Origin of the sequence: Paenibacillus polygoni, assembly GCF_030263935.1 — a bacterium.
Lineage (GTDB): Bacteria > Bacillota > Bacilli > Paenibacillales > Paenibacillaceae > Paenibacillus > Paenibacillus polygoni.
Genome location: NZ_CP127162.1, coordinates 922,722 through 948,206, shown reverse-complemented (window position 1 = coordinate 948,206; position 25,485 = coordinate 922,722). Strand labels below are relative to the sequence as shown.

22 protein-coding genes are annotated in these 25,485 nt (G+C 42.2%); 9 read left to right on the top strand and 13 right to left on the bottom strand.

What is annotated here, in order from left to right; all coding sequences use genetic code 11:
* Positions 1-11: 11 nt before the first annotated feature.
* From QPK24_RS04545 to QPK24_RS04530, 4 genes are all read right to left on the bottom strand, one after another.
* Positions 12-1,682, bottom strand: a complete 1,671-nt coding sequence (locus tag QPK24_RS04545) for a cellulase family glycosylhydrolase (protein ID WP_285749090.1) — start codon at positions 1,680-1,682, stop codon at positions 12-14.
* Positions 1,683-1,966: 284 nt separating this feature from the next.
* Positions 1,967-3,703 carry a cellulase family glycosylhydrolase gene (locus tag QPK24_RS04540; protein ID WP_285746508.1) on the bottom strand — a complete coding sequence of 579 codons (1,737 nt, stop codon included), beginning with the start codon at positions 3,701-3,703 and terminating at the stop codon, positions 1,967-1,969.
* 227 nt (positions 3,704-3,930) lie between these two features.
* Positions 3,931-5,229 (bottom strand): NCS2 family permease, encoded by a 1,299-nt coding sequence (locus tag QPK24_RS04535; protein ID WP_213532799.1) that lies wholly within the window; start codon positions 5,227-5,229, stop codon positions 3,931-3,933.
* Between the two features lie 282 nt (positions 5,230-5,511).
* The gene (locus QPK24_RS04530) at positions 5,512-6,390 is read right to left on the bottom strand and encodes a helix-turn-helix domain-containing protein (RefSeq protein ID WP_285746506.1); all 879 of its coding nucleotides are present in this window, start codon (positions 6,388-6,390) and stop codon (positions 5,512-5,514) included.
* Between the two features lie 183 nt (positions 6,391-6,573).
* Between QPK24_RS04530 and QPK24_RS04525 the strand changes: the two genes are divergently transcribed.
* Genes QPK24_RS04525 through QPK24_RS04515 form a run of 3 tightly spaced genes read left to right on the top strand, consistent with a single transcriptional unit; the run spans position 6,574 to position 9,427 of the window.
* Positions 6,574-7,638, top strand: a complete 1,065-nt coding sequence (locus QPK24_RS04525; protein ID WP_285746504.1) for a Gfo/Idh/MocA family protein — start codon at positions 6,574-6,576, stop codon at positions 7,636-7,638.
* Positions 7,635-8,492, top strand: coding sequence for a sugar phosphate isomerase/epimerase family protein (locus tag QPK24_RS04520; RefSeq protein ID WP_285746502.1), 858 nt, complete (start codon positions 7,635-7,637; stop codon positions 8,490-8,492). Before QPK24_RS04525 ends, QPK24_RS04520 begins: the two co-directional genes overlap by 4 nt.
* 53 nt (positions 8,493-8,545) lie before the next feature.
* A complete protein-coding gene (locus QPK24_RS04515) occupies positions 8,546-9,427 on the top strand; it encodes a sugar phosphate isomerase/epimerase family protein (protein ID WP_285746500.1) in 882 nt (293 codons plus the stop codon).
* Positions 9,428-9,602: 175 nt separating this feature from the next.
* Here the strand turns inward: QPK24_RS04515 and QPK24_RS04510 are convergent, their stop codons facing one another.
* On the bottom strand, positions 9,603-10,883 hold the full coding sequence (locus QPK24_RS04510; RefSeq protein ID WP_285746499.1) for a glycoside hydrolase family 27 protein: 1,281 nt from the start codon (positions 10,881-10,883) through the stop codon (positions 9,603-9,605).
* Between the two features lie 119 nt (positions 10,884-11,002).
* Positions 11,003-11,884: a helix-turn-helix domain-containing protein gene (locus tag QPK24_RS04505; RefSeq protein WP_285746497.1), complete on the bottom strand. Its 882-nt coding sequence runs from the start codon at positions 11,882-11,884 to the stop codon at positions 11,003-11,005.
* 237 nt (positions 11,885-12,121) lie between these two features.
* Between QPK24_RS04505 and QPK24_RS04500 the strand changes: the two genes are divergently transcribed.
* A complete protein-coding gene (locus QPK24_RS04500; protein ID WP_285746495.1) occupies positions 12,122-12,619 on the top strand; it encodes a hypothetical protein in 498 nt (165 codons plus the stop codon).
* 82 nt (positions 12,620-12,701) lie between these two features.
* Here QPK24_RS04500 and glpX read toward each other — a convergent pair whose 3' ends face one another.
* From glpX to QPK24_RS04470, 6 genes are all read right to left on the bottom strand, one after another.
* The gene (gene glpX / locus QPK24_RS04495) at positions 12,702-13,688 is read right to left on the bottom strand and encodes a class II fructose-bisphosphatase (protein ID WP_320416909.1); all 987 of its coding nucleotides are present in this window, start codon (positions 13,686-13,688) and stop codon (positions 12,702-12,704) included.
* Between the two features lie 151 nt (positions 13,689-13,839).
* Positions 13,840-14,499, bottom strand: a complete 660-nt coding sequence (dhaL, locus tag QPK24_RS04490) for a dihydroxyacetone kinase subunit DhaL (protein WP_285746493.1) — start codon at positions 14,497-14,499, stop codon at positions 13,840-13,842.
* Between the two features lie 11 nt (positions 14,500-14,510).
* Positions 14,511-15,515, bottom strand: coding sequence for a dihydroxyacetone kinase subunit DhaK (locus QPK24_RS04485; protein ID WP_285746491.1), 1,005 nt, complete (start codon positions 15,513-15,515; stop codon positions 14,511-14,513).
* The gene (locus tag QPK24_RS04480) at positions 15,515-15,982 is read right to left on the bottom strand and encodes an RpiB/LacA/LacB family sugar-phosphate isomerase (protein ID WP_213532782.1); all 468 of its coding nucleotides are present in this window, start codon (positions 15,980-15,982) and stop codon (positions 15,515-15,517) included. Before QPK24_RS04480 ends, QPK24_RS04485 begins: the two co-directional genes overlap by 1 nt.
* Positions 15,983-16,149: 167 nt before the next feature.
* Positions 16,150-17,421: an MFS transporter gene (locus QPK24_RS04475; protein ID WP_213532781.1), complete on the bottom strand. Its 1,272-nt coding sequence runs from the start codon at positions 17,419-17,421 to the stop codon at positions 16,150-16,152.
* A 28-nt stretch (positions 17,422-17,449) separates the two neighbouring features.
* Positions 17,450-18,583, bottom strand: coding sequence for an MDR/zinc-dependent alcohol dehydrogenase-like family protein (locus QPK24_RS04470; protein ID WP_213532780.1), 1,134 nt, complete (start codon positions 18,581-18,583; stop codon positions 17,450-17,452).
* Positions 18,584-19,067: 484 nt separating this feature from the next.
* Here QPK24_RS04470 and QPK24_RS04465 point away from each other — a divergent pair, with 484 nt between their 5' ends.
* Entirely contained in the window at positions 19,068-19,844 is a 777-nt protein-coding gene (locus QPK24_RS04465) for a DeoR/GlpR family DNA-binding transcription regulator (protein ID WP_285746486.1), read from the top strand.
* A gap of 27 nt (positions 19,845-19,871) precedes the next feature.
* The gene (locus QPK24_RS04460; protein ID WP_285746484.1) at positions 19,872-20,639 is read left to right on the top strand and encodes an SDR family oxidoreductase; all 768 of its coding nucleotides are present in this window, start codon (positions 19,872-19,874) and stop codon (positions 20,637-20,639) included.
* Positions 20,640-20,938: 299 nt separating this feature from the next.
* On the opposite strand, the gene QPK24_RS04455 is transcribed toward QPK24_RS04460, so the two are convergent.
* Complete coding sequence (locus QPK24_RS04455; RefSeq protein WP_285746482.1) at positions 20,939-21,451, bottom strand: mismatch-specific DNA-glycosylase; 513 nt, start codon at positions 21,449-21,451, stop codon at positions 20,939-20,941.
* A 220-nt stretch (positions 21,452-21,671) separates the two neighbouring features.
* Here QPK24_RS04455 and QPK24_RS04450 point away from each other — a divergent pair, with 220 nt between their 5' ends.
* The 3 genes from QPK24_RS04450 (at position 21,672) to QPK24_RS04440 (ending at position 25,483) form a co-directional block, all read left to right on the top strand.
* Positions 21,672-22,592: an AEC family transporter gene (locus tag QPK24_RS04450; protein ID WP_285746479.1), complete on the top strand. Its 921-nt coding sequence runs from the start codon at positions 21,672-21,674 to the stop codon at positions 22,590-22,592.
* 293 nt (positions 22,593-22,885) lie between these two features.
* A complete protein-coding gene (locus tag QPK24_RS04445; RefSeq protein ID WP_285746477.1) occupies positions 22,886-23,878 on the top strand; it encodes an EAL domain-containing protein in 993 nt (330 codons plus the stop codon).
* 354 nt (positions 23,879-24,232) lie between these two features.
* On the top strand, positions 24,233-25,483 hold the full coding sequence (locus QPK24_RS04440; RefSeq protein ID WP_285746474.1) for an ABC transporter substrate-binding protein: 1,251 nt from the start codon (positions 24,233-24,235) through the stop codon (positions 25,481-25,483).
* Positions 25,484-25,485 lie beyond the last annotated feature (2 nt).

The following is a 25,485-nucleotide window of genomic DNA, read 5'->3' as shown; positions in this document are numbered from 1 at the left end:
CATACCTATAGTTACATTACCGTCCCTGTAATACTTGTTCCGCTTTTTTTGATTTTATAAGAGATAACCTCTCCGCTCCAGAAATGGAATTTTAGAATCACTTCTCCGTCATTTACTTCATTGAAGAAATCGGGTTTGAGTGTGATTTTTCCAGAATCATAAGAAGGACTGAATGTATATTCGAACTCCTTATAGGAAGTCCAGTTCTGCGGACCTGCGTTTCCTCCACTCGTATAGACCGCTTCCATGGTAGCAAGCAGATCGCCGTTAAAAGCAGTAGGAATGGCAAAATCACTCATTGTTCCTTGTTTATTTTGCAGCTGAGGTTTTGCGTTCACGATCACCCGGAAATTCCAGTCTGCACCCTTATTGAACTTCGCTTTGATCACGGCATTAACCCCATAGTTCCCTGATGAAGTCAGCTTCGTTAACTGGCTAGCTTTTATCGTAAGAAGCTCGCCGCTGAGCGTGTAATCTTGACCAGATACCAGCTTTTGCCCATTCACACTCAGTTCGCTAAGCGTGTTGCCGTTAAGACTCAGCTGAATTTGCTTGTCCTCTACTGTCGCTCCTTTTTTCACGAATATGAGATCAGATGCCGCTGTGGAAGAACGTGTTGTGATTCCCGCTTTAATTGTGTTGTAGAGATCTTGGTCTGACCAAGTATAAGCCGTTCTGCTGAAGTGCTGTCCATTATCCCACAGCATATGTGTAATGTTTTTCTGTTTTAAGTAATTTGTAAGATATTCAAAAAACTTAAGTTTTTCGCCTTGTTCAATGACATTCGTATTTTTGTCAAAACCAAGGAGCCCATACTCACCTACAATGACAGGAATTCCTTTTGCAACAAAAGTGTTATAAACGTTATCAAAAGTTTGTTTAATGTCATTCTGGGAGTCTGTCTCAAAGCGTGTATATCCAGCAATGTTTACACTAAACGGCCAAAAGCCGTAGTAATGAACTGTCGCAATAATATTCGTGTCATTCAGTTTGGAGATTGTACTGTACAGTGCACTCATTCGCTCCTGAGTTGGTGATGCCTCAAGTGTTGATAACACGAGCGGACGAACCGCATTTCCCCCTCCAGACTGACGGATAATCTTATGGAATGAAAGATTCAGCTCTTCTAGCATCTTTAGTTGCTTCTGCTCATCCGTTGTTCCGCCGTCGGTAAACCGGGGTTCATTCACACTTTCAAACATTAGCTTGTTCGACGAATTTTTGAAACGATCGGCAATTTGAGTCCATATTGCATTGTATTTGGCTAGAACCTGATCATGATTTTTCTCCATATGGCTGATCCAGACCCAAGAATCGTGATGAACGTTAATCATGACGTAGAGTCCTTCATCCAAAGCCCACTGCGTCACTTCCTGAACACGGTTTAGATAGGAAGCCTCTATCGTATAATTCGGTGCTGCTCCGATGTGGGAATCCCAGGTCACTGGAATTCGAATACTTTTGTACCCCTGTGCTGCAATTTTCTGAATCAATTCTTTCGTTATGCGCGGGTTCCCCCAAGCAGTCTCATCTGCACCTATGGCATCCAAAGAGTTTCCAAGGTTCCATCCGGGCTGCATATCACTTACATAGGACTGAATACTCGTGGCTGCTTGTACCTTATCCATTTTCAAACTAGAAGCAAACAAGGAAAAGACGAGAGTAAATGCCAGAGATAACATGAGACTGGATTTCCATTTTCGATTCAACCTTATACATCTCCTTTTCGTTTGTAAATTTGTAAGCGCTTACTAACACAACATAACATATAGAGCGAATGCTGAATACCGTGTTAATTATCACTATAATCATGTAATATTACGACATTTTTATGAATTTAGTTCATAAGCATCTGTATTTTGAGCCTTAGTGCTTATCTAAAAAAACAAAAAAAGGGCCTCCGGACCGACCCGGTATGACCCTCTTTTGTTAAAAATATTTAGCCTGCTATAAGTCCTGCTTTGTATTACATTACAGTGCCTGTAATCGTAGTCCCGCTCTTATGGAGTTTGTAAGAAAGGATCTCTCCGCTCCAGAAATGGAATTTCAAAATCACTTCTCCATCTTTCACTTCGTTAAAGAAATTAGGTTTCAGCGTAATTTTTCCATCCTCATAAGAAGGGCTGAATGTGTATTCAAATTCCTTAAAAGAAGTCCAATTCTGTGGACCTGCGTTTCCTCCATTTACATACACTGCTTCCATGGTAGCAAGCAGATCTCCGTTAAATCGAACCGGAATTGCAAAATTGTCCGTTGTTCCTTGTGCATTCTGCAGCTCAGGTTTACTGTTTGTGATCACACTGAACTTCCAGTCTGCCCCTTTATTGAACTCCGCAGTAATTACAGCATTTACCCCATACTCGCCTGAAGCTGTCAGTTCTGCTAATTTCGCTGCTTTAATGATAAGTTTCTCGCCAGAAAGGACATATTCTTTCTCTTTTTTCAGATTCTTTCCATTCACACTCAGTTTCGTTAACCGATTGCCGTTTAAGTTCAGTTGGATCTGCTGATCCTGCCCATTAGTGCCTTTTTCCACAAAAATAAGATCCGTCTCAGCGGTAGCCGAGCGTGTCTTCCGTCCTGCTTTCATCATGTCAAACAGGTCCTGATCAGACCATTTGAATTCCGTTCTGCTAAAGTGCTGTCCGTTATCCCACAGCATATGGGTAATATTCTTTTCTTTTAGAACATGTGTAAGGTATTCAAAGAACTTCAGTTTTTCACCTTGTTCAATCGTATTGGTACTTTGGTCAAAACCAAGCAGCCCGTACTCACCTAAAATTACCGGTATACCTTGGGCAACAAAGGTGTTGTAGACGTTATTAAAAGTTTGATCGATATCATTTTTTGTATCTTTTTCAAAACGAGTATAACCGGCAATGTTCACACTAAACGGCCAGTAGCCATAGTAATGAACGGTTGCGATGATGTTCTCATCGTTCAGTGTAGTAATGGTACGATAAAGCTCGTCCATACGTTCTTGTGACGGGGATGCTTCAAGTGTAGATAATACGAGCGGACGAGTGGCGTTGATCCCGCCGGATTCACGAACTATTTTATGAAAAGATAAATTCAGCTCTTTGAGCATGTCTAACTGTTTGGCTTCATCCGTTGTTCCGCCGTCCGTAAAGCGAGGTTCGTTCACACTTTCAAACATCACCTTGTTAGACTGATTCTTAAAGTGGTCGGCAACTTGCGTCCAGATCGCATTATATCTAGCAAGCACTTCGTCATGTTTTTTCTCCATATGGCTGATCCAGACCCAAGAATCGTGATGAACGTTAATCATGACATACAGCCCTTCATCAAGAGCCCACTGGACTACTTCCTGAACACGGTTCAGATAAGCAGGGTCCACGGTATAGTCTGGCGCTGCTCCGATATGGGAATCCCAGGTCACTGGAATTCGAATACTTTTATATCCTTCATCTGCAATATTCTGAATTAATTCTTTCGTGATGCGTGGATTGCCCCAAGCCGTCTCATCTGCACCTACTGCATCCAGAGAGTTTCCAAGATTCCATCCTGGCTGCATATCGTTTACGTAAGATTGAAGCTTAGATTTGTTGCCTTTTGCTGCGTCAGCTTGTGTAGGGCTCAAGGTAGAAGAAAACAGGGAGAGAACGAGTGCAAAAGCCAGAGAAAGCGTAAGCGTAGATTTCCATTTTCGATTCAACCTTATACATCTCCTTTGGTTACACATATCTTGGAAGCGCTTCCCAAAAAGAATAACATATCCATACATTCTTCACTACCCTGCGAATTGGTGACCATTTCATATGTTAATTAGTGGAATTAATTTCAAATCTCTTTAGTTATGTATTTAATTATGCCTATGTAACTAAAAACAAAACCCTTAGATCATCGTAATTCTCATTACGTGGTCTAAGGGTTTGAGTAGCTATATTCTAGTAAAACAACTCGAAAGTTCTAGTGTTCGAGGAACACGAGCTGGATAAAGAACAAAATTGCAAAAACATAGAAGATCGGATGTACATCTTTCCCTTTCCCGCGCAGCAGTTTCAGCAGAGGGTAGAAAATAAATCCTACGCCGATCCCTGTTGCAATACTGTGTGTAAGCGGAGTGAGAATAATGATGAGAAATGCCGGGAAAGCTTCCTCCACATCAGACCATTTAACCTGGCTGATTGCATTAATCATAAAGTAACCTACAATAATAAGCGCCGGAGCGGTAATTGCGGAAATGCCGGATAATACACCGATCAGCGGCGAGAAGAACAAGGTCAGTGCAAGCAGGATACTTACCACTACTGCAGTAAGACCCGTACGGCCGCCTGCTGCTACCCCTGTGCTGGATTCAATATAAGCTGATGTCGGGCTTGTACCGAGCAAAGCTCCTGATGTTGTACCTACCGCATCCGCCAGAAGTGCTCCGCGTGAACGTGGGAATTTACCCTCTTTGATAAGGCCCGCCTTCTCTGCTACCCCAAGCATGGTGCCTGTTGTATCAAACAAAGTAATTAGTAAGAAAGTAAAGATAACGGTGTAAAGTCCACTGGAGAATACACCTGCGATATCAAGTTGGAAAGCGGTTGATGACAGCCCTGTTGGCATCGATACGATGGATTCTGGCATCTGAAGCAATCCCATAAACCACGCAATAATGGCCGTAACCACCATCCCAATAAATAAGTATCCTTTTACGTTATATGACATAAGCACCACGGTAATGAGTAGTCCAATAATCGTAAGCATGGTCATTGGATCTGATAAATTACCTAGTGCAATTAGATTCGATTCGGAGGCAACAATAATTCCTGCATTTTGAAGTCCAACCGTAGTAATAAAAAGTCCGATCCCTGCCGTTATGGCATGTTTGAGGCTGCCCGGTATGGCATCTAGCAGCATATATCTAAAGGAAGTTAGTGACAAAATAACAAAGAGCATTCCGGCAATGAATACTGCACCAAGTGCTACCTGCCAAGAAACTCCATATCCTGCTACGACACTGTATGCGAAAAACGCGTTAAGTCCCATTCCCGGCGCAATGACGATTGGATAATTCGCACCAAGTCCCATAATGAGTGTGCCAATGATACTTGCGAGCACGGTAGCAATGAATACACCGTTGAAATCCATTCCTGTACTGCTGAGCATACCCGGATTCACAATGACGATGTAAACCATTGTAAAGAAGGTCGTGAGCCCCGCAATGATCTCTGTCGGGATGGTCGTTCCTCGTTCTTTTAATTTAAACCATTTTTCCATCTGAAGCTGTGCCTCCATGACTTGTATTATCATTCGAATCAAAGCAAAAAATCCTAATTCTTCATATAGGATGAGAAAATATAAGCTCCTATATTCGTAAGTAGGATGTAAGTTACGAATGACTGAAGTGTAAATCATTATTGTATTGATAATTCATTCCTTTATCCTGTCTACACTTTGTAAAAGGACAATAACAAGAATATTAAATATAACAAAAGAAGTCAACTATTTCACAAAAAAATTAAGGTTAATCCCGAACTTTTACAGCCCCATATGCTTCCATTATTCGCTTTTGATGGAGGTTCGGATGAAAGAAGGCGGTACTTGTTTATACTTCTTAAATGTCCGGCTGAAGTAAGAAATATCATTATATCCTGAAGCAAGCGCCACCTCTGATATGGTCATTTCTGTATTGCGAAGCAGATATTCCGACTTATTGATTCGGAACTGATTGATATACTCGGTCACTGTCTTGTTCGTCAGTTCACTGAATAAGCGGCTGAAATGAAACCGGGATAACCCTGCCTTATGAGCCAGCAGCTCCACTGATAGTTCCTCCAAGTAATGTTCCTCGATGTATTTAAAAATAGGAGCAAATCTCGTTAAATTTTTGGTGCGGCTATTATACTCAGCACTCGGCATGTACTCTGCTATATGTCTACGGAACAATAGGGTCAGCATCCGGTACATACACGATTTAATGGCCATTTCATATCCAAGTTCTTTCCTCTGGAATTCTTGAAGAATTTGTTCAAATGCGGTGCGAAGTTCCGAATCATCTGGAATGTGGTTTTTGAACATGACATTATTCTGGGTCATTGGAGTAATGAACTTCGTCCCCACTGCATCCGGCGATGGACTTTGTAGTAGAGACAGATCCGTGATGAGCGCATTATACAGTACGTGGCCCGATACATTGATTCCGTGGTGCAGGTCATTACTATTAAGGACGATCAGGTCCCCTTCTTTGGCTCGTGTTTGCTCCGAATTGCATTCGATAATGGCTTCGCCTTTTGCAAAATATAAAATTTCCATATGTTCATGAAAATGAGGATGAAATAAAATTTGCCCTTTTTCAGTTGACTCACAATAATGAAGCTTCAGTGGAAACTGCGGATCAGGCATATCCATCGGTTCCCGTAAAGCAGCGTCTCTATGCATGGGCCATCCCTCCACTCACCGCACATTTGTTCAAATAATCAGCAACGCTCTACATGGCTTTCCCCGCAGGGTCTCCCTACAATAAAGGTAATTCTAGATGATAGAAAACAAAGGGGATAATCCTTACACTTCTGTTGTCTAGTATATCCTATTCTAGAAATTGAAGGGAGCACAAATTTACATATGACAACTCTTAAAATTGGCGTAATTGGTGCTGGGAGCATCTCACAATATCATCTAACACCTTACAAAAACAATCCAAATACGGTTCTTCATGCGGTATGCGATATGAATGCCGATAGGGCCAAACAAACCGCTGACAAATACGAAGCACTATATGCCTATAGTGATTACAATGAACTGCTTGCTAATGAAGAAATCGATGCCGTCAGTATTTGTACATGGAATGATACTCATGCGGAGATCGCCATTGCAGCTCTAAAAGCAGGTAAGCACGTGCTGGTGGAGAAACCACTTTGCCGTACCGTAGAAGAAGCTTATAAGATTCAACAAGCAGTACAAGAATCGGGTAAGATTCTGCAGGTCGGTTTCGTTCGCCGTTATGATCCGAATGCACAGATGCTTCGCTCTTTTATCGATAATGGCGAATTTGGTGAAATCTATTATGCCAAAGCATCTTACATTCGCAGACTCGGCAACCCAGGCGGCTGGTTCTCGGATTCAAGACGTTCCGGCGGCGGACCGCTCATTGATATCGGTGTCCACGTGATTGACCTCTGCTGGTATATGATGGGCAGACCAAAAGTGAAATCGGTTACAGGCAATACCTACCGTAAGCTTGGAGATCGCTCTAATATCAAAAATCTCTCTTCCTATAAAGCAGCCGACTATAACCCGGACCAGCAAGATAATGATGTAGAAGATTTAGCAAATGCACTCATTCGTTTTGAGAACGGTGCTACCCTGATGATCGATGTGAGTTTCACTCTTCACGCAAAGGAAAATGAAGGTTCAGTGAAACTATATGGTGAAAAAGGCGGCTTTGAGATCGATCCAGAAGTCGTCATCGTTACGGAGAAGCATGACACAATTATCAACATCAGCCCGCAAACCGACAGCAAAGGATTCCAATTTGAAAAAGCATTCCAAGCAGAGATCGATCATTTTGTAGAATGCGTTCAGACAGGTAAACGGCCGATCAGCCCTGTGGAAGACGGCGTAGAAGTCATGAAAATTCTTCGTGGTATTTATGAATCCGCAAGTACAGGAAAGGAAGTATACCTATGAAACTTGGACTTAGTTCCTACAGCTTGTATCAAGCGCTGAACAAAGGAACGATGACGATTGCAGATGTCGTTGATTTTACAGCGGATCATGGCGGAGAACATATAGAAATTGTACCGCTTGGCTATAACCTGACCGAACAGCCTGAGCTGATTGATCTGATCGTAACAAAAGCCGCAGAGCGCGGTCTTGAAATATCCAACTATGCGATCGGGGCCAATTTCCTTGTAGACAGCGAAGAAGCCTGCCAGCAAGAGATTGCACGCGTAAAAAAAGAAGTCGATATTGCAAACAGGCTCGGCGTGAAGTTGATGCGTCATGATGTAGCTTCCTCTCCCGATGTATCTATCGCCCATTTCAATGCAAATATAGACCGGCTTGCTGCCGCTTGCCGGGAGATTGCAGAATACGCTGGTACGTATGGCATTACCACAAGTGTAGAGAATCACGGTTATTTCATTCAGCACAGTGACCGGATTCAGGCTCTGATTCACGCAGTGAATATGCCCAACTTCAAAACGACACTCGATGTAGGTAACTTCCTATGTGCAGATGAGCCGCCGCTTGCGGGTGTGAAGAATAACCTTCCTTATGCATCCATAGTGCATATTAAAGATTTTTATGTTCGCCCTGCCGGGGAGAATCCAGGCGAAGGATTTTTTAGATCCACTGCCGGTAACTATCTGCGCGGAGCAGTGGCGGGTCAAGGTGACATTCCGCTGCGCGACATCATTCGGGTTATTAAATCTTCTGGTTATGACGGTTATATAAGTCTTGAGTTTGAAGGTCTGGAAGACTGCACGTTCGGGGCTCGTAATGGTCTAAGTAACGTAAGAAGGTTTTGGGATGAAGCTTAGGGTAATGTATTTCTGAAAACTACCATTCACACAGTGAATAAGGAGGTATAATCTTGTCCTTACCTAATAAAATCGGGGTTATCTCTGACAGTTTCCAAGCGGGTCTTCGAGAGGGGCTGAGGAAGTCAAAAGAAGTTGGTGCAGAAGGCGTACAAATCTACGCTGTATCCGGCGAGATGTCCCCCGAGAATCTATCAACTGCCGCACGGAAAGAACTGAAAAGCTATATTGCAGATCTCGGACTTGACATATCGGCTCTCTGCGGCGATCTTGGCGGTCATGGATTTCAAGATGCAGCGGTTAATCCGGAAAAAATCGAAAAGTCTAAACGCATTCTTGACCTCGCTGTAGAACTGGGAACGAATATAGTCACCACACATATAGGTATTGTTCCTGATGATGTGAACGGTCCCATCTACGCTGCAATGCAATCTGCCTGTGAAGAACTTGGGGTCTATGCGAAGAGTATGAACGCCTACTTTGCCATTGAGACGGGACCTGAGCGCTCTGCTCATCTCAAAGGATTCCTGGATACACTCAGTACAAACGGCGTATCCGTTAACTTTGACCCGGCGAATATGGTCATGGTAACCGGCGATGATCCGGTGCAAGGCGTCAAGGTTTTGAAAGATTACATCGTCCACACCCATGTGAAAGACGGCAGACAAATAAGACCCATCGATCCTAAAGAGGTCTATGGTTACCTTGGATATGAAGGCATGACGCATGAGAAGATTGCGGAGATGGCTTCTTCCGGAGCTGCATTCCTGGAGGTTCCATTAGGCGAAGGCCAAGTAGATTTTGATGCGTACTTTGCTGCACTCCAAGAGATCGGATATAAAGGTTATCTCACGATTGAGCGAGAAGTCGGTGCTTCACCGGAAGAAGATATTCGGAAAGCCGTTCAGTTTATTAAAAAGTATCGCGGGGAGTAAAACGAGATTCATTGAGGGGCTATCTTCATGCCGTTCCCAAGCGCGTCAAAATACAAAACGTTTTGCTTCTTCCCAGACCCTTTCTCCGACTTCGCCATGATGAATGCTGTAGATATAATAAAGAGATCTGCCCATGATGGGTAGATCTCTTTATTAATATTCTTTATTGATACTCTTAATAGAACCGATAGAGTCGTACCCCATGTGGCGGCACAGTAGCCTGAAGTACTCCTTCCGCAAGTTCAGCTTGTGCTCCGCTCCACAGTTCATTTCCAGCAGTGCTGTCTCCGAGACCGATTTGCTCAATATCCAAGTCTACTGAAAGCAGACTCTCACCGATATTGAATATTGCCGCGTAGCGAGGTCCTTCGGTGTCTTCGGCCGTCCAAACAATGAGGTCTCCTTGGCGTAATGCTTCTTTGGCTCCGCGGCTCTCCTGGTGCATGCGCAGAACCTCACGGTTTGTAAGCAGTGACAGCGTCCAGTCATCGCAGTCTCGTAATTCGCCCCCAAAGATGAGCGGCGAGCGGAAAATGCTCCAAAGCGACATCATAGTTAGCTGTTCGTCACGTGTAAACCGGGTCCAGCGGTCCGCCCCTCCGCCATCCACCGAGCGAATGCCAATGTGACCGAGCGGCAGCATGTCACAGTCAGGCCAGGAACCTGCCTCGGGTATACCATGCCATGTTCTGCACCGATCGAACATATCCAAAAGGAGCGGCCACTGATCCCAAAAGTCATCTGTGATACGCCACATGTTCGCATGCGAAGTGAAAAACTCCGCATATTCTACCGGAGCAGGACCAGGAGATAGGCTTAACACCATAGGCCGACCGCAGTTTTCGATCGCTTTTGCGATCATTGCGATCTCCGGCTGATGGGTGTCATACAGCCTGGAAGCTGCAATATCATCCACTTTTACCAGGTCAACGCCCCATTCTGCGTACAATTCAAAGAGAGAATTGTAATAAGCCTGTGCCCCTTCCTTCGACGCATCCACGCCATACATATCCGTATTCCATGGACAGATCGAATTCGTATGCGCTATATCGCGTGCTGTCGCCGACGTACCAAGAATGGAAGTGCCCGCATGGGCCGCTTGCCGAGGTATGCCGCGCATAATATGTATACCAAATTTAAGTCCAAGGCTGTGTACATAATCGGCTAACGGCTTAAATCCTTGTCCATCTGCCGCGGAGGGAAAGCGGTTCTCAGCAGGCATGAGCCGGGAGTATTCATCCATTACTAGTGGAACAAACGGCCGGTATTGTGAGGAGTTCGCATGAGGCTCGTACCACTGAATATCAACGGTAATGTAGCTCCATCCGTATGCTTTGAGATGCTTTGCCATGTATTCCGCATTGCCCCGAATTTCATCTTCTGTTACGGCTGCACCGTAGCAATCCCAACTGTTCCAGCCAAGCGGCGGTGTAGACGCTATAAGCTTATGATCCATTTTCAAAAGCTCCTTTACTGTTTAATATTGCTCTTGCTACCTCTTGCTATGTTTAGCATAGTAAAGGAGATTCGTAATATCTACAGTAATCTTAAAAGCGGAATAGTAAAATATTGCGGTCAGTCAAAAAACAATTTGCGATAAGCAAGGCAGTCGCCCCCACTGCGAAATTCTCCCGGTGTAAGGCCTGCCACACTGCGAAATGCTTTAATGAAATAACTTCCGCTGGAGTAGCCAATCCGTTCGGCAATTGCCTCTATGCTAAGGTCAGTTCCCCGAAGCAACTCCATTGCTTTCTCCGTACGGACACGCGTCAAATAAGCACCTGGCGTCAGGCCCGTACTGGCCGAAAATCGGCGGATCAAGTGATATTTCGATAGAGAGACATATTCGGACAGCTGATCGATACTGATCATCTGTGAATAATTTGCTTCAATAAATGCAGCTGCAAGCCTTACATTTTCAGGCCAGTTGTCCCTGTTCCGCAACGTTGTTACCTGTAGTCTCGCAAGTTCTGTCATGAACTGATAGACGCAAGAAGATGCAATCAAGGGATCGATAATTCTGCCCGCTGCCGCATCCGCCACGATCATTTGTAATATTCGGACAGGCGCACAATCCATAGGCAGATAAGGAGTCTCCCCCGCTTCTCCCAGAAATTTGCGCCAGTGGGGCAAGATCAGATTGGGCCGGAACAGCAGGAATAGAAAATCCCAAGGCTCTTTTGATTTCGGGTGATAATAATAGCGGTGAGGTCCTGGAATTTCAGCCAGAAAAGCTTGTCCAGCCGTGATATAGTGAGTTTGGTTCCCCGACTCATATACCCCTTCGCCGCTAATCGTATACTGGAACAGCAGAAGAGGCCCATCGGTTCGCTTCAGTCCGTCCCAATGATAAGAAGGGTTGGTAATCGAATCATAACCGGCAGCAAATAACACGCACAGCTGAAGCTCCTTATCTTCGGCGAACCGAAAACCATAGGTACCTTTGGGGATGTTCATGAATATCCTCCTTATTGCGAAGATGCTCTTGCAGTGAGAACAGTATGTACTAATCATATGACGTAATCTTTAATCTAGCTATGAAAATCCACTTCAAGCAAAAGAGGTTAAGAGATCCTCCGAGGCAATCGAGATCGATTAAAACGCTATATATAACTAAGTATTCATGTAATGTATAATTATGGTAGATTATTATTGATAGATCAATTTCACAACTCATTAAAAGGAGGAATACTGATGCGTATGTCATTTACCGTCCTGATTCTTTTGTTCACTCTCATCCTCTCTGCCTGCACATCTAATGATAGAGATTTAGACGATGCGATAAAAGTAGCAAAAGAATACAAAACGATTGAGTATAAAGCAGATCAACCGGGACCGAACGCAGAGATATCAATCGAGGATATTCAAGCGAAACAAGAGGCCGTTAAACCACTGACGACCACTGTATTCTATGATCAAAATGTGATCACTCGTACATATCAAAATGGATTTCTTATCGCGAATTACAAACAAAGTAAAGTTGAGATGAATGACTTAGAACTCACTAAGAAAATTCAAACAGATCAGGAGATCGAATTAAGTTACACAGGGACACTCACTTTTGGAAATGAACATATTGATTTACATGGAGATATAACGATGGTGAAAGATACGGATACTTGGAAAGTAAATAAGGATGTATACAACTTTGAGGAAATTGTACACATCCTTGATGAGATCATATCCAAATAAAATATGAAGAGACGTAAGATCGTAATAGATGGTTCAAACGATCAATTTCATTCATTGGTCGTTTGCAAATTCTATTCAATGACTAGCCTATTTTGCTGGTTTGCTCGTAGATTTCGAATCCTTCTTCTTCATGATTACCAACAATAAATTGTATATGATTCTGGGAAACAATTAAACTATGTGTCTGCATCTCCTGTTTTTGGTTGCTATGTTTCACCCCGTTCAGGATAAGTCCATCTGTGACACCTGTTGCACTAAACAAGCAGTCTTCTGATTTTACGATTTCATCAAGTAATAAAATATGTTTTGGATCGCTAACTCCCATTTGTAAACAACGTTCATATTCCTGCTCAGTTTGAGGCATAAGTTGTCCTTGGAAATCACCATTAAATCCTTTTTGTGCGACCGCTGCAATTACGCCTTCTGGTGCTCCGCCAATCCCAATGAATAGATCAACCTCACATTGTTCTATCGATGTAGCCAAAACTCCTGTGATATCTACTTCAGAGAATAGTTTAACCCTTGCACCTTCCTCGAGTACATCATTAATCCATTGTTGATGGCGCGGGCGATCTTGGATCATTACTGTTAATTCGTTTACCTTTTTCCCCAATGCTTCTGCAACCCGGTGCATATTTTCTTTAAGTGAATCCTCTAAGCAAATAGCTCCCTTTGCTTTCTTGCCGCATGCTATCTTTTTCATGTACATATCTGGGGCATGCAGCAGTGTCCCTTTCGGCGCAACTGCTAATACAGCTAGTGCTCCATGCATCCCTTTAGACACAAGGGTGGTTCCTTCAATAGGATCAACAGCTAAATCTACTTTTAAATCTTTACCTGCTCCTAATTCTTCACCTATATACAGCATCGGTGCCTCATCCATTTCACCCTCACCAATGACAACGGTAGATGCAATAGGTAATTGATTCAACACATTCCGCATTGCATTGGTTCCCGCACGGTCCGCCTCTATTTTATTGCCACGACCGATCCATGAATACGTATGAAGTGCAGCCATCTGTGTAACCTTCATAAAATCATTAGTAAAATGCTTAATTTGTACAGTCATTTTCCTCATTCCTCTCAAAAAAGACAATAAAAATCACCCATCCTTAAAAGTATGTTTTGTAACATCATTCAATTAAGGATGGGTGACGAAAAATTACACACATGAATCAATCTCATAACTTATTAAATCAATTTATAACTCAGGAAAGATATTATGAAATTGATTCACATACAGAAGATTTTACGGTTTGCAGGAATACTTCTAGAATCGCTGCTGCTGATGTTGCTCCTGGATCTTGTGCACCAATGGAGCGTTCACCTAAACGACTGGAACGGCCGCGTTTTGAAAGCATATCCTTTGTAGAAGCTGCACCATCTTTAGCAGATTGCACAGCAAGCTCGATCGATTTAATAAAGTTGCCTTCTTGCTCAAATGCATCTACTAAGGTATTACGTGCGGGAATTAATGCATCCATCATCGTTTTATCTCCAAGTTCCGCTTGTCCGCGCTCTTGAACGCCGTCAACGAATGCCACCCAGTAATCCTTCCATGCCGTATCATCTAATACTTCTTTCCCTTTTAGCGCTTTTGCACCGCGCATGAAACCTGTAGCATACAGCGGGCCGACAGATGAACCCACCGCACTCAAAAATGTACGTCCCGCAGTCGAACTCAATTTCACACAATCTTGTTCCTCTGCTAACGGTCCTTCAAGCTGTTCCTTAACTGCTTGCCAGCCAATTGACATCGTTACCCCATGATCTCCATCACCAAGTTTACGATCAAGCTCGCATAAATAATCTTTTTGTTCTTCTATCATCTCTACAACATTCATTAAGAATTGTTTGAATTGAACTGCTGAAATCTCCATTGTCGCTCCCCCTATCGTTGTACGTACATCGGACAATCCGCCGCGAAGTCTATCATTTCTGCTAATTCATCATTCAGTTTGGCAATGGAAACAGATGCCCCGCCCATTTCTAACGAAGTACTGTAGCTTCCAACAAAGGAACGATGAATGTGAATGTTCTTACTCGATAGAATTTGCTCAACTCTTCGGAACATAATATACAGTTCCATATTTGTTGTCGAACCTAGACCATTCACCAGAACAGCTACCTTGTTACCGCTTTCAATCGGCATATCTTTTAAAATATCTTCCACCAAACGATCTACTACTTCATCAGCCGTTTGTAATTTCCCCTTTTCAATACCAGGCTCTCCATGATGTCCTAAGCCGATCTCCATCTCATCTTCTGCTAGTTCAAAGCTAGGCATCCCTGTTTGCGGTAAGGAGCAAGGTGACAGGCCAACCCCCATCGTCCGAGTCACATCGTTCATCTGTTTAGCTACACGAACAACATCCTCAATGGAGTATCCTTTCTCAGCCGCTGCTCCTGCTGCCTTAGTTACAAAGAATTCTCCTGCAATACCACGGCGCTTGTGCATCTCCTCTTTAGGTGCTGAGGCCACATCATCCGTAACAATAACGCGTTCTACTTTAATATCTTCTTCAAGATCAGCAATTTCTGCTGCCATGCCGAAGTTCATTAAATCGCCTGCATAATTCCCATAAATAAAAACGACACCTTGTCCGTTATCTATTTTTTTGGTTACTTCAACTATGGGATCAGGTGACGGGGATGCAAAAATATTTCCTACAGCCACACCATCAGCCATTCCGTAACCGACATATCCCATAAAAGCCGGCTCATGTCCTGATCCTCCGCCAATCAGTACACCTACTTTGTTTGTTTCTTCTTGGCGAACGGCTACCAGCGCTCTTTTATTTTCCTCTAATTGCTTCACATAGTTAGGAAAGGCTTTCACATAACCTTCGATCATCTCATCGACAACATTCGTTGGGTTGTTCATTAATTTTTTCATTACAGCGAAACCCTCCCGTTCATGTAGATCTTTTCTTGTTCCGAAATCTGCTGCACTTTACGGGCAGAATTTCCTCCAGGGAACGTTGAGCTTAAGTACATTTCAACCACTTTTTTTGCTGCTTCAATCCCGATTACTTTTTCGCCTAAAGTAATAATTTGTGCGTCATTACTTTTGCAAGCTCTCTCTGCAGAATAAACGTCATGAGTGGTAGCGGCTCTAATCCCTGGTACTTTACAAGCTGCGATAGCCATTCCTAGTCCGGTGCCGCAAACAAGAATCCCTCTGTCCAGTTTATTCGCCATGATGTCTGTTCCTACCTCAAATGCAACCCCAGGATAATCAATAGCTGTACAATCATCTTGTGAGCCGTAATCTACAACTTCATGCCCTAATTCTTCGATATATTCCCATAAAGCCTGTTTTAATCCGTGAGCATTATGATCTGAACCTAAGCCAATTTTCATGTTACGTCCCTCCCCTTCATTCCTATCTATTTATTTATCTTTTTGTTTTCCAATAATTACAACACTATTTTCACATAATATTCTTTCATTTGTCAATTTTAAACTTTCGTTTACTTTTGTTTATTATCGATAAAAGAATATAGACTGAATATTCTATTGTTTTTATGTTAATGAGCTGGAGCTACTTCTGCAGATAATTGTTCTTGCTGTACATCTTTAGGCAGCTTTACAAAAATCATAATGAACGTGCTAATCACATGCATTGCTATATAAGCCCAAATCACACCTGAAGCACCTAAACTTCCAATGAGTGCACCAGCAATAGCGGGTCCTAAAAATGTACTTAATCCAGCCCCTAAATTCAGAATAGACATGGCTGCTCCGCGATTTTCAGGTGCTAGCGACGGTACTAATGCAGAAAGCGGCACATAAGCAGCCAAACACGAACCAAAACAAATGGCTGCAGTGATCGTTAACAAGTAATTCGCACCGAAGAAGTAAGGGAAATAGTAAAGGCAAGCCAATGATACAGCGCAACCTATACCTCCGATCCACATCACGGTAAATTGCCAGCCAATTCGGTCTGCTGCTGCCCCCCAAATTAGATTAAAAACAACATTACTTGCCCATAGTGCTCCATAAATTTGAAGCCACTGTGACATCGTAAATCCTGAATCAATCATATAAGCAGGTAGAAATACGACCAGTCCATATGCACCGGCTGTATTGATCGCGCGTACAATTCCGCCTAGCCCAACTTTGGGACGTTCGAAAGCAATAGTGATCCCCTTAGTTATTTGCTTTAACGCCTGTTTTATAGTTAACTCTGTTTTCTCAATATCAGTCTTGCATAATAAAATACCAAATATAGAGCCGATTGTTGTGAATGCCAAGGCACTCCAAAGGGTATTCATTTCTCCTAAGATTGGTAACGCAAAACTAGAATAATAAGCTCCGAGCATATTTAGTCCGCCCGCAAAGGACACCCAAAACCAGCCTACAGCCGTACCCAGTCTTTCAGCCGGTGCATAGTAAGTAATCCATACTAGAAAAGAATAAGCAAATAAAGGATAACCAAGACCACGCAGTGCATAGGTTGGTAACATGACCGATAAATTCATCGTTGGAATACCAACGGTTAAGAAAACCAAGGTACCCAGTACGAATAGGACAAGCCCGGTAATCATCATTTTACGGGGACCATAAATTTCAGCTAATACTCCCGACAGCCAAGATGCAAAAGCAACTGCAATCCCATAAAAACTTAATAGGGTTGCTACCTCTTGGACTGTCATGTTATTTTGGGTCAGATAGGTTGAAAGCCAACCTTGTTCTAATCCATCACCGATCATAAAAATCAAAACACCCAAGTAACCCATCATCATTTTTCTGTCCATACCTAGTTTTCCAACTGATACAGCTTGCAAGTTCGATTTCATACAAGGTTGCCTCCTAAGATGTGCTGGTTTATAGATTTGGATTTAGAACAACCTTTAACGAATCGCGTCCACTCTTCACTAATTCAAATCCTTTTTGATACTCTTCCAGAGGTAGAATGTGGGTTACAACGCCTTCTGTCGGCAAGTCCCCGTTACTAATCCCTTTAATAACTGGTTCATAGCAGTATGGACCAAGATGAGATCCCAAGACATCTAGCTCTTTACGGTCTGAAATAATAGACCAGTCCACCGTTACTGGGTCTTTAAATACACTAAATTCAACAAAACGGCCTAACTTACGAATAAGCTTCAGTCCTTGTTCAACCGATTTTTGAGCACCCGTTGCTTCAATATATACGTCACATCCATACCCATCTGTTAAATCGTTAATGATTGTATAGATATCATCTTTCGCCGGATTCAATACCATATCTGCCCCGAACTGTTTTGCCAATTCTAAACGATCTTCAAATAGATCAAGTACAATTAACTTGGATGGTCCGGATTTTTTAATGGCACCAATCATTCCTAGACCTAATGTACCTGCACCTGCTAAAACAACTACATCTTCCAGTTCAATTTTGGCTCTTTGTACTGCATGATAAGAACACGCATATGGCTCAATTAAAATAGCTTTTTCGATAGGCAACTCGGTAGGAACTTTATAGTTAATTCCTTCCTTCGTAAATTTCATATACTCTGCCATACCGCCATTCACATTATTTTGGAACCCATATAGATCATGTTTTTGACACATCCAGTATTGACCACGCTTACAAAAACGACATTCTTCACAAGGAACGATCTGTTCCGAAATGACGCGATCACCTAATTCAAAATCATCCTTCACATTCTCTCCGATAGCTACCACATGACCAATAAACTCATGCCCCGGAATCATCGGTGCTTTAATATATGCCGGCTGATCCGCATCCCCCCAGAAACTTGGTGCACCGTCATATGCTTTTGCATCACCTGCACAAATACCGCATGCTTCTACTTTTATTAGAATTTCTCCTTCTCCAACTTTCGGTACCGGAACTTCCTCTAAACGATAATCACCAGGTTCATAGGCAACAACTGCCTTCATTGTTGTAGGGATATCCTTCACACTTTTCACTACTTTTTCAACTACGACTTCATTGGTTTGAATAGTACTCATTTATTTTCTTCCTCCTTCGTATGATTAAAAGCGCTTTCATTCTTTCGCTTGCTTTATATTACCATCTTTTTTTTCGAATTTCAATGTTTTATTTTTGTTTTCTTTTGTTTATTTTCTTTTCTTTTCATAATAAAAGAAATCGTTTACAGTATATATAGGCCTGTTTTTCTTTTTAAGTTCATTGACGTGTTTATTCAAAATATAGTTTTCTTATTCGATCTAGCAGCATCATCATATATAGGGGGTGTTTAATAGATCACTGTTTTTCCATACATACTCTGTATATATTTAAGATGAATTTCTGTTTTGTCTTTATTTTAAGACTAGAGTATGGTATGAATAGGATGTAAAATGATTTATGCAGATACTTTTTTTGGCATTTATCTATGTACACGTAATCTTCCCGTTCTCTTTTGTTTCTGCTGTAATGACTATGTTATTATGAAGAAAACAATAATAAATAATAAAAAACAAAAGGTGATATATGAAAAAGATTTTTGCTCAAGAACGTCACAAACTGATTTTAGATAAATTAGCGCAACAACGCAGTGTCACAATTAAAGAACTTGCTTCTTCTTTAAATGTATCTGAAGCTACATTACGAACGGATTTAACCAAATTAGAACAACAAAATCTATTACGCAGAACGCATGGCGGTGCTATTCTCGTTGATCCTAATGAACTAGATACCAGCTTCTCCACAAGACAAATGAAAAACAAAGATGAGAAAGTTGCGATTGCAAAAGCTGCGGTGAAAACGATTTTAAACAATCAATGTATTATGCTGGATGCCAGCTCTACTGCATTAGAACTTGCACATCAACTTAAAGATTCACCTTATCGGCTCACCGTAGTGACAAGTGGCTTAAAAGTAGCGATGGAACTCAATGACTCCCCTCAGATTACCGTCATTTTATTAGGAGGGATCGTTAAACAAGGTTCTTGTTCACTGGAAGGGACACTTGGAGCGGAAATTTTAAATAAAATCCATGTGGATCAGCTTTTCACATCTTCCAATGGTTTTTCAGAAGAAGCGGGATTTACAGACTTTAGCGTGTACGAGGTAGAACTGAAAAAAAGAATGGTGAAGGCTGCAACGAAAACAACCGTTTTACTTGACCACACGAAGATTGATCGCAATTCCATTGCCGCCTTTGCCGAAATCACGGATATTGATACTTTCATTACAGACCAACCTGTTTCAGACAAATATGTAGAGTTATTTAAGAAGCATCATATTGAGCTCATTGTTACGGATTAACTCATTACTTAAAAGCGAGGGATTACTATGAAATTCACGGGATATGACAAAAGCTTTAGCATTGAGGATAAAGTAGCTATTATTACAGGGGGAGCAAGTGGTATTGGTTATGCTGTTGCTCAGTTATTTTTAGAAAAAGGGGCTTCTGTTGCCATCCTGGATTTAAAAGACGATGTTTCCGAGGTTGCGACTGCTTTACATACCTCGAGGGCTATTGGTTTACCTTGTAACGTAACAGACAATGAAAGTATGGAAGAAGCCATTCATCAAGTGCAGTCTCATTTTGGTAAAATTGATATTCTTGTTAACTGCGCTGGCGTTGTTTTCTTAGATGATGCAGAGAATATTTCAGATACGTACTGGCAGAAAACATTAGATATTAATGTAACAGGAACTTTTAAAATGGCACAAAAAGTCGGGAATATTCTCATCAAGCAAGGCACCGGCGGAAAAATTATCAATTTAGCGTCCCAAGCTGCTTTAATTGCCCTAGATAATCATGTTGCTTATTGTGCAAGTAAAGCCGCTGTCTTGGGTATTACACGTTCTCTTGCATTTGAATGGGCTCAATTTAACATTAACGTGAATGCAATTTCACCAACCATTATCTTAACCGAACTTGGGAAGAAAGCTTGGGCTGGTGAAGTAGGCGAACAAGCGAAGAAAGAAATTCCTCTCGGTCGTTTTGGTTATCCTGAGGAAGTGGCAGCTGTAGCCTTGTTCTTAGCAAGTGATGCCTCCAACATGATTACGGGGGAAAACATCGTCATGGACGGTGGTAACACTATAAAATAAACAGGGTAATTTTACCTTCCCCCTGTCCTTTTGAAATGCAGCAAAGATAGTAAATCAAATTATGAATGTTAACGCATATAGAGAGGCTTATCCAGAAAGTGTTCACTAACACATCTGGGTAAGCCTCATTCTATGCTATTGCACTCCACTCTTTTGATACGAACTCCCCTTCTTTAGATATTTGCTTTATTTTTTAGATATCCACTTCATTTTTTCGAATGTCTCGCAGGAAGCTCCTCTCTACACAGCCACTGTGCGATTCATACGCTATACAGAGGTGTTCATCACTGCTTGGCACCTTATGTATCATCATGCAAGAATAGGCTTAACTCTCGGTAAATCTCGATAATCTGTTTCATCGGCATACGCACGAGCCCGCTTGAAGAAGGTGCCACGAATTCATGCATTCCGGCTACAAAAGGCTCGGGCTGAAACCCCCAATTCACTTTGGTTCTTTTCGTGTATTGTGTATATACGCCTTTCCCTACAAAACAAGCCACTTCAGGGCGATACTTCTCCAGCTTCTGTTTCAAAATTTCTCGCCCTTCTGCGTACTCTTCCTTCGTAATATCATCAATGCCGACGGTAGGTCTTGCAACAATGTTGGTAAAACCATACCCCAATTTCAACAGATCCTGGTCTTCTTTTGCTTCATATAAGCGCGGAGTAAGTCCGGATTGGTGCAAGATTCGGTAAAAATTATTTCTCGGATTCGCATAGTGATGTCCGGTCTCACCTGACTTAATACTTGGATTAAAGCCGATAAATATAATCTGAAGCCCATGCTCCAGATGATCGGATATGGGTTCCATCTGATATCCTGCTCCTTTATTTCTTGAGTCTGATTGTTACATCTTGGTGTTAATAGATTACCCAAGCGAGTCTAAAGAAAACGTAGTTCGTTCATGAATACTTACAAAGAACTGTTCATTTTCCGTTCCACAATTGCACCAAGATGCTATAATGTAACAAGTATTTCTGAAATATTCAGAAAAAAAGTGAACCTTTTTATAGAAAGAAGCTGACAAACTCATGATTTTAGACATCTTGCTTGAAGTTGTCCTGCCCGTATTTGTACTAATTGGTGTAGGCTCATTAATGCAGCGTGTGTTTGAACTCGATCTATATACACTCGCCAAAATTAACTTTTACTTTATTACTCCGGCTGCCGTGTTTATGAGTATGTATCTATCGGAGATGTCCGGTGAACTGCTTGGAACAATAGCCCTTTTTTATGCAATGTACTCTCTTATTCTCTATTTAATCGGCTGCATTGTGGCGAAATCATTCAAGTTCAACAAAGGAATGAAAGCTGCTTTTAACAACAGTATTATGCTGGACAATGCAGGAAATTACGGAATGCCGATTAGTGCACTTGTATTCAAAGGTGATCCGCTTGCCGCTTCGATTCAGGCTTTTATTATGTCGATGCAGAGCTTGCTGACGTTTACATATGGGGTACTTTCGATTCAAGGGGCGCAGCTAAAAGGGAACTACCGCAGTCTCGTTATCGGGTTCCTCAAAATGCCTGTTCCTTACGCTCTATTACTCGGTATTCTGTGGAATGCACTGGGTGCACCGCTTCCTACTTTTCTGTCGATGCCATTAACTTACGCTCAGCAGTCGATGGTTGCTGTCGCGCTGTTGACCCTTGGAGCACAGATTGTAAAATATCCGCTTAGATTAGGACGGGTCACCGTATATGTCAGTATGTTCATTCGTCTGCTAATCGCTCCTGTGATCGGCGTTACACTTGTATATCTTCTTGGACTGGAAGGAATGACAGCACAGGCCCTGATTATTGCTTCGGGTATGCCGACTGGCGTTAATGCTTCTATCCTGGCAGAAGAGTACCGGAATGAGCCTGACTTTGCTGCTCAAACCGTTCTCATCTCAACACTGTTTAATGTCATAACGCTGATTGGACTCATTGCACTTGCTCGTACTTTTTAATCACTTGGTAAGCTCGTTTTCCAAGGGATTGGCTATGTAAAATGTAAAATAATCCTCTTCCCGTTAATGGGGAGGGGATTTTTTCGCAGAAGAAGTCCGGCAACGGATCTAGTAAATGTCGGAGTCTTTTTATTTGAACCCTGTTCCTTAGTCTCTTAATTATCGAATTCCCCTGTCTCCTGCAATTGCACATTTTTGTACGAACAGGAATCAAACTATGTTATGTTGGGATGAAGGCATTAGTATGTAATGAATACGACCCTGGACTTATGATGAGGATGTGACTATATTCCATGTTTTCTTGCTCGAATTGTTCCTCTACGGAACTGATTTACGAAATAAAAATGACCGGAGAACACAATCTTTCCGTCATAAAAGATATTATCCCTCATCTTTTAGCCCAATCCTCGATCACGCGTTACACTTCTGATACACTGTTCATTCGCGAATCGGAACTAAACAGCCTAAATGACTTTTTTCAGGATCATATGCATTTAGATCATATCAAATTCCGTATCTTTGAGGAGCAGTGGCAGCCTTTTCGTAATTGGACTATGATGCAATCCCTGCAGTGGGTAGATGAAATCATTATGCAGAAGCGAATCACCTGTTATGCCCAGCCGATTGTTAACCAAGAAGGAGCCGTCATGGCTTACGAAATGCTGGCTCGTTTTATTCACGAAGATGGGAAGCTTTTATCTCCTTTACAAGTGTTTGAAGCAGCAAAAACTCGGGGGCGTCTATATGCTCTGGATAGACTATGCCGAATGGAATCCGTGCGCGCATCAGCCGGCTTGCCTGGATTTATATTCATCAATTTTATTCCAACGTCGATCTATTCTCCTGAGCATTGTTTAACCTCCACTATTCAGACAGCAGAAGAAATCGGTGTCTCTCCCTCTAAATTTGTCTTCGAAGTCGTTGAGACCGAAAAGGTAGATGACTTGGAACATCTGAAGAATATTCTCGGCTTCTACAAAGAACGCGGATTCAAATATGCACTGGATGATGTAGGTGAAGGATATAGCACGATTGAGCTTCTGCGAGAGATGAAACCGCACTATATGAAACTGGATAAGAAATATGTGCAAGGAGTGGCAGGAGACGAAAACAAACAAAAAGTAGCACAGACGATGCTCGAGGCAGCATTACAAGTAGATGCTGTTCCACTTGCCGAAGGTATTGAAGAGCCCAGTGATTATATATGGTTACGTGACCGGGGATTTCGCCTATTCCAGGGATACTTATTCGGACGACCTGCACCTATCGATACCTTTGTTTTATAATTCCATATAATTCTATAATCTTTCAAATCATTTTTAAATTCCTGACGAGCCCATGTTCCAGATCACTGGACATGGGTTTTTACGTATTATTTTACAGCGAAAAGAAATCTCTTCTCTCCTCCTTCCATATGTGATAAAAGTCCTTGAAAACCACAAAATGATATGCGCTAAACAACACGAATTTACATGGATGAACCTTACTCAAGATGGTATGATGCAAACACATACTATACCAACTTAAATAGTAGGCTTTATTAGATTATCTGAACCCATTCAGGATAGATAACTCTATACAATGTCTGCTCTACTTTTGAAGAAATAGAAGCTCTACATAATAAGGAGGGTTTTATATTTATGAAAAAGAAAAAACGTTCGTCTCTGGTGATGCTCACACTTGCACTCTCCCTTGCTCTCAGTGCATGCGGTGGAGGAAATAGCAATTCTTCCTCGGGAGATCAAGTGAAAATCAGCTTCATTCACTGGAATAGTGATGCAGAAGTATGGAATGAAATTATTAGTAATTTTGAAACTGACAATCCGGGGATTGAAGTATCCATGCAGACATTTCCTTCGGAACAATACCAGACTACTGCACAAGCGAAGCTAATGGATGGTTCAGTTGGTGATGTGTTCGCCTCTTTCCCTGGTGCACAGTTTGAATCCTTGGCGAAAGCAGGAATTTATACCGACCTTACAGGTGAATCTTTTGTGGACAACTACAAACCAGATCTCATTAAATCTGGCGAAAAAGAAGGTAAGCAGTATGCTCTCCCCTACAATCTGATCTATAACATTCCTGTATATAATGTAGGTTTGTTTGAGAAATACGGACTGACTCCCCCTGATGACTGGGAGGGATTCCTTGCTCTATGTGAAAAGCTCAAAAGTAAAGGGATCATCCCGCTCGCTTTCCCGGGTGCCGATATCGGACCAGGACAGTTTATGAACCCGATGATGATGAACAATGCACCGGATGAAGAGATTTTTGCCAAGCTAGAAGCTGGAGATTCAAAACTCACGGATGAATGGTGGGTGAAGACGCTGGCTCAGTTCAAGGAACTAAATGACAAAGGTTACTTCCAGGACGGCGCACTGGGTACGAACACCGATGGGGCGATTGCTCTTTTTGTTCAGGAAAAAGCAGCTATGCTGGCTACAGGATCTTATTCCATGTCAGCCATACTGGCAGGAAATCCAGACCTTAGTCTAAACCTGCTTGCACCGATCACGGTAGCTTCTTCGGAAGCCAAATATGAAGGCATTCATACAACAACCTTTATGCTGGGCGTGAATAGTAAGTCTAAGCACCCGGAAGAAGCCAAGAAGTTCCTTGCCTATCTTAGCAGCACAGAGGTTGCGAGCAAGGTAGCCAATGAAACAGAGCAAGATGTTCCTGTAAAAGACATTGAGTATACAGCACCTGCTCTGCAAGCGATTAGTGACTGGAGTACGAAAAACACCCGCTTCCAGCCGCGTTATCTCATCAAGAGTATTGAGATCCAAAAAGCCGTAACAAGCTCGATTCAGGAAGTGATTTCAGGTATAACACCGGAGAAAGCTGCTCAAAATGCACAGGTTATCGTGGATCAGCAGCTAAATCAGTAATT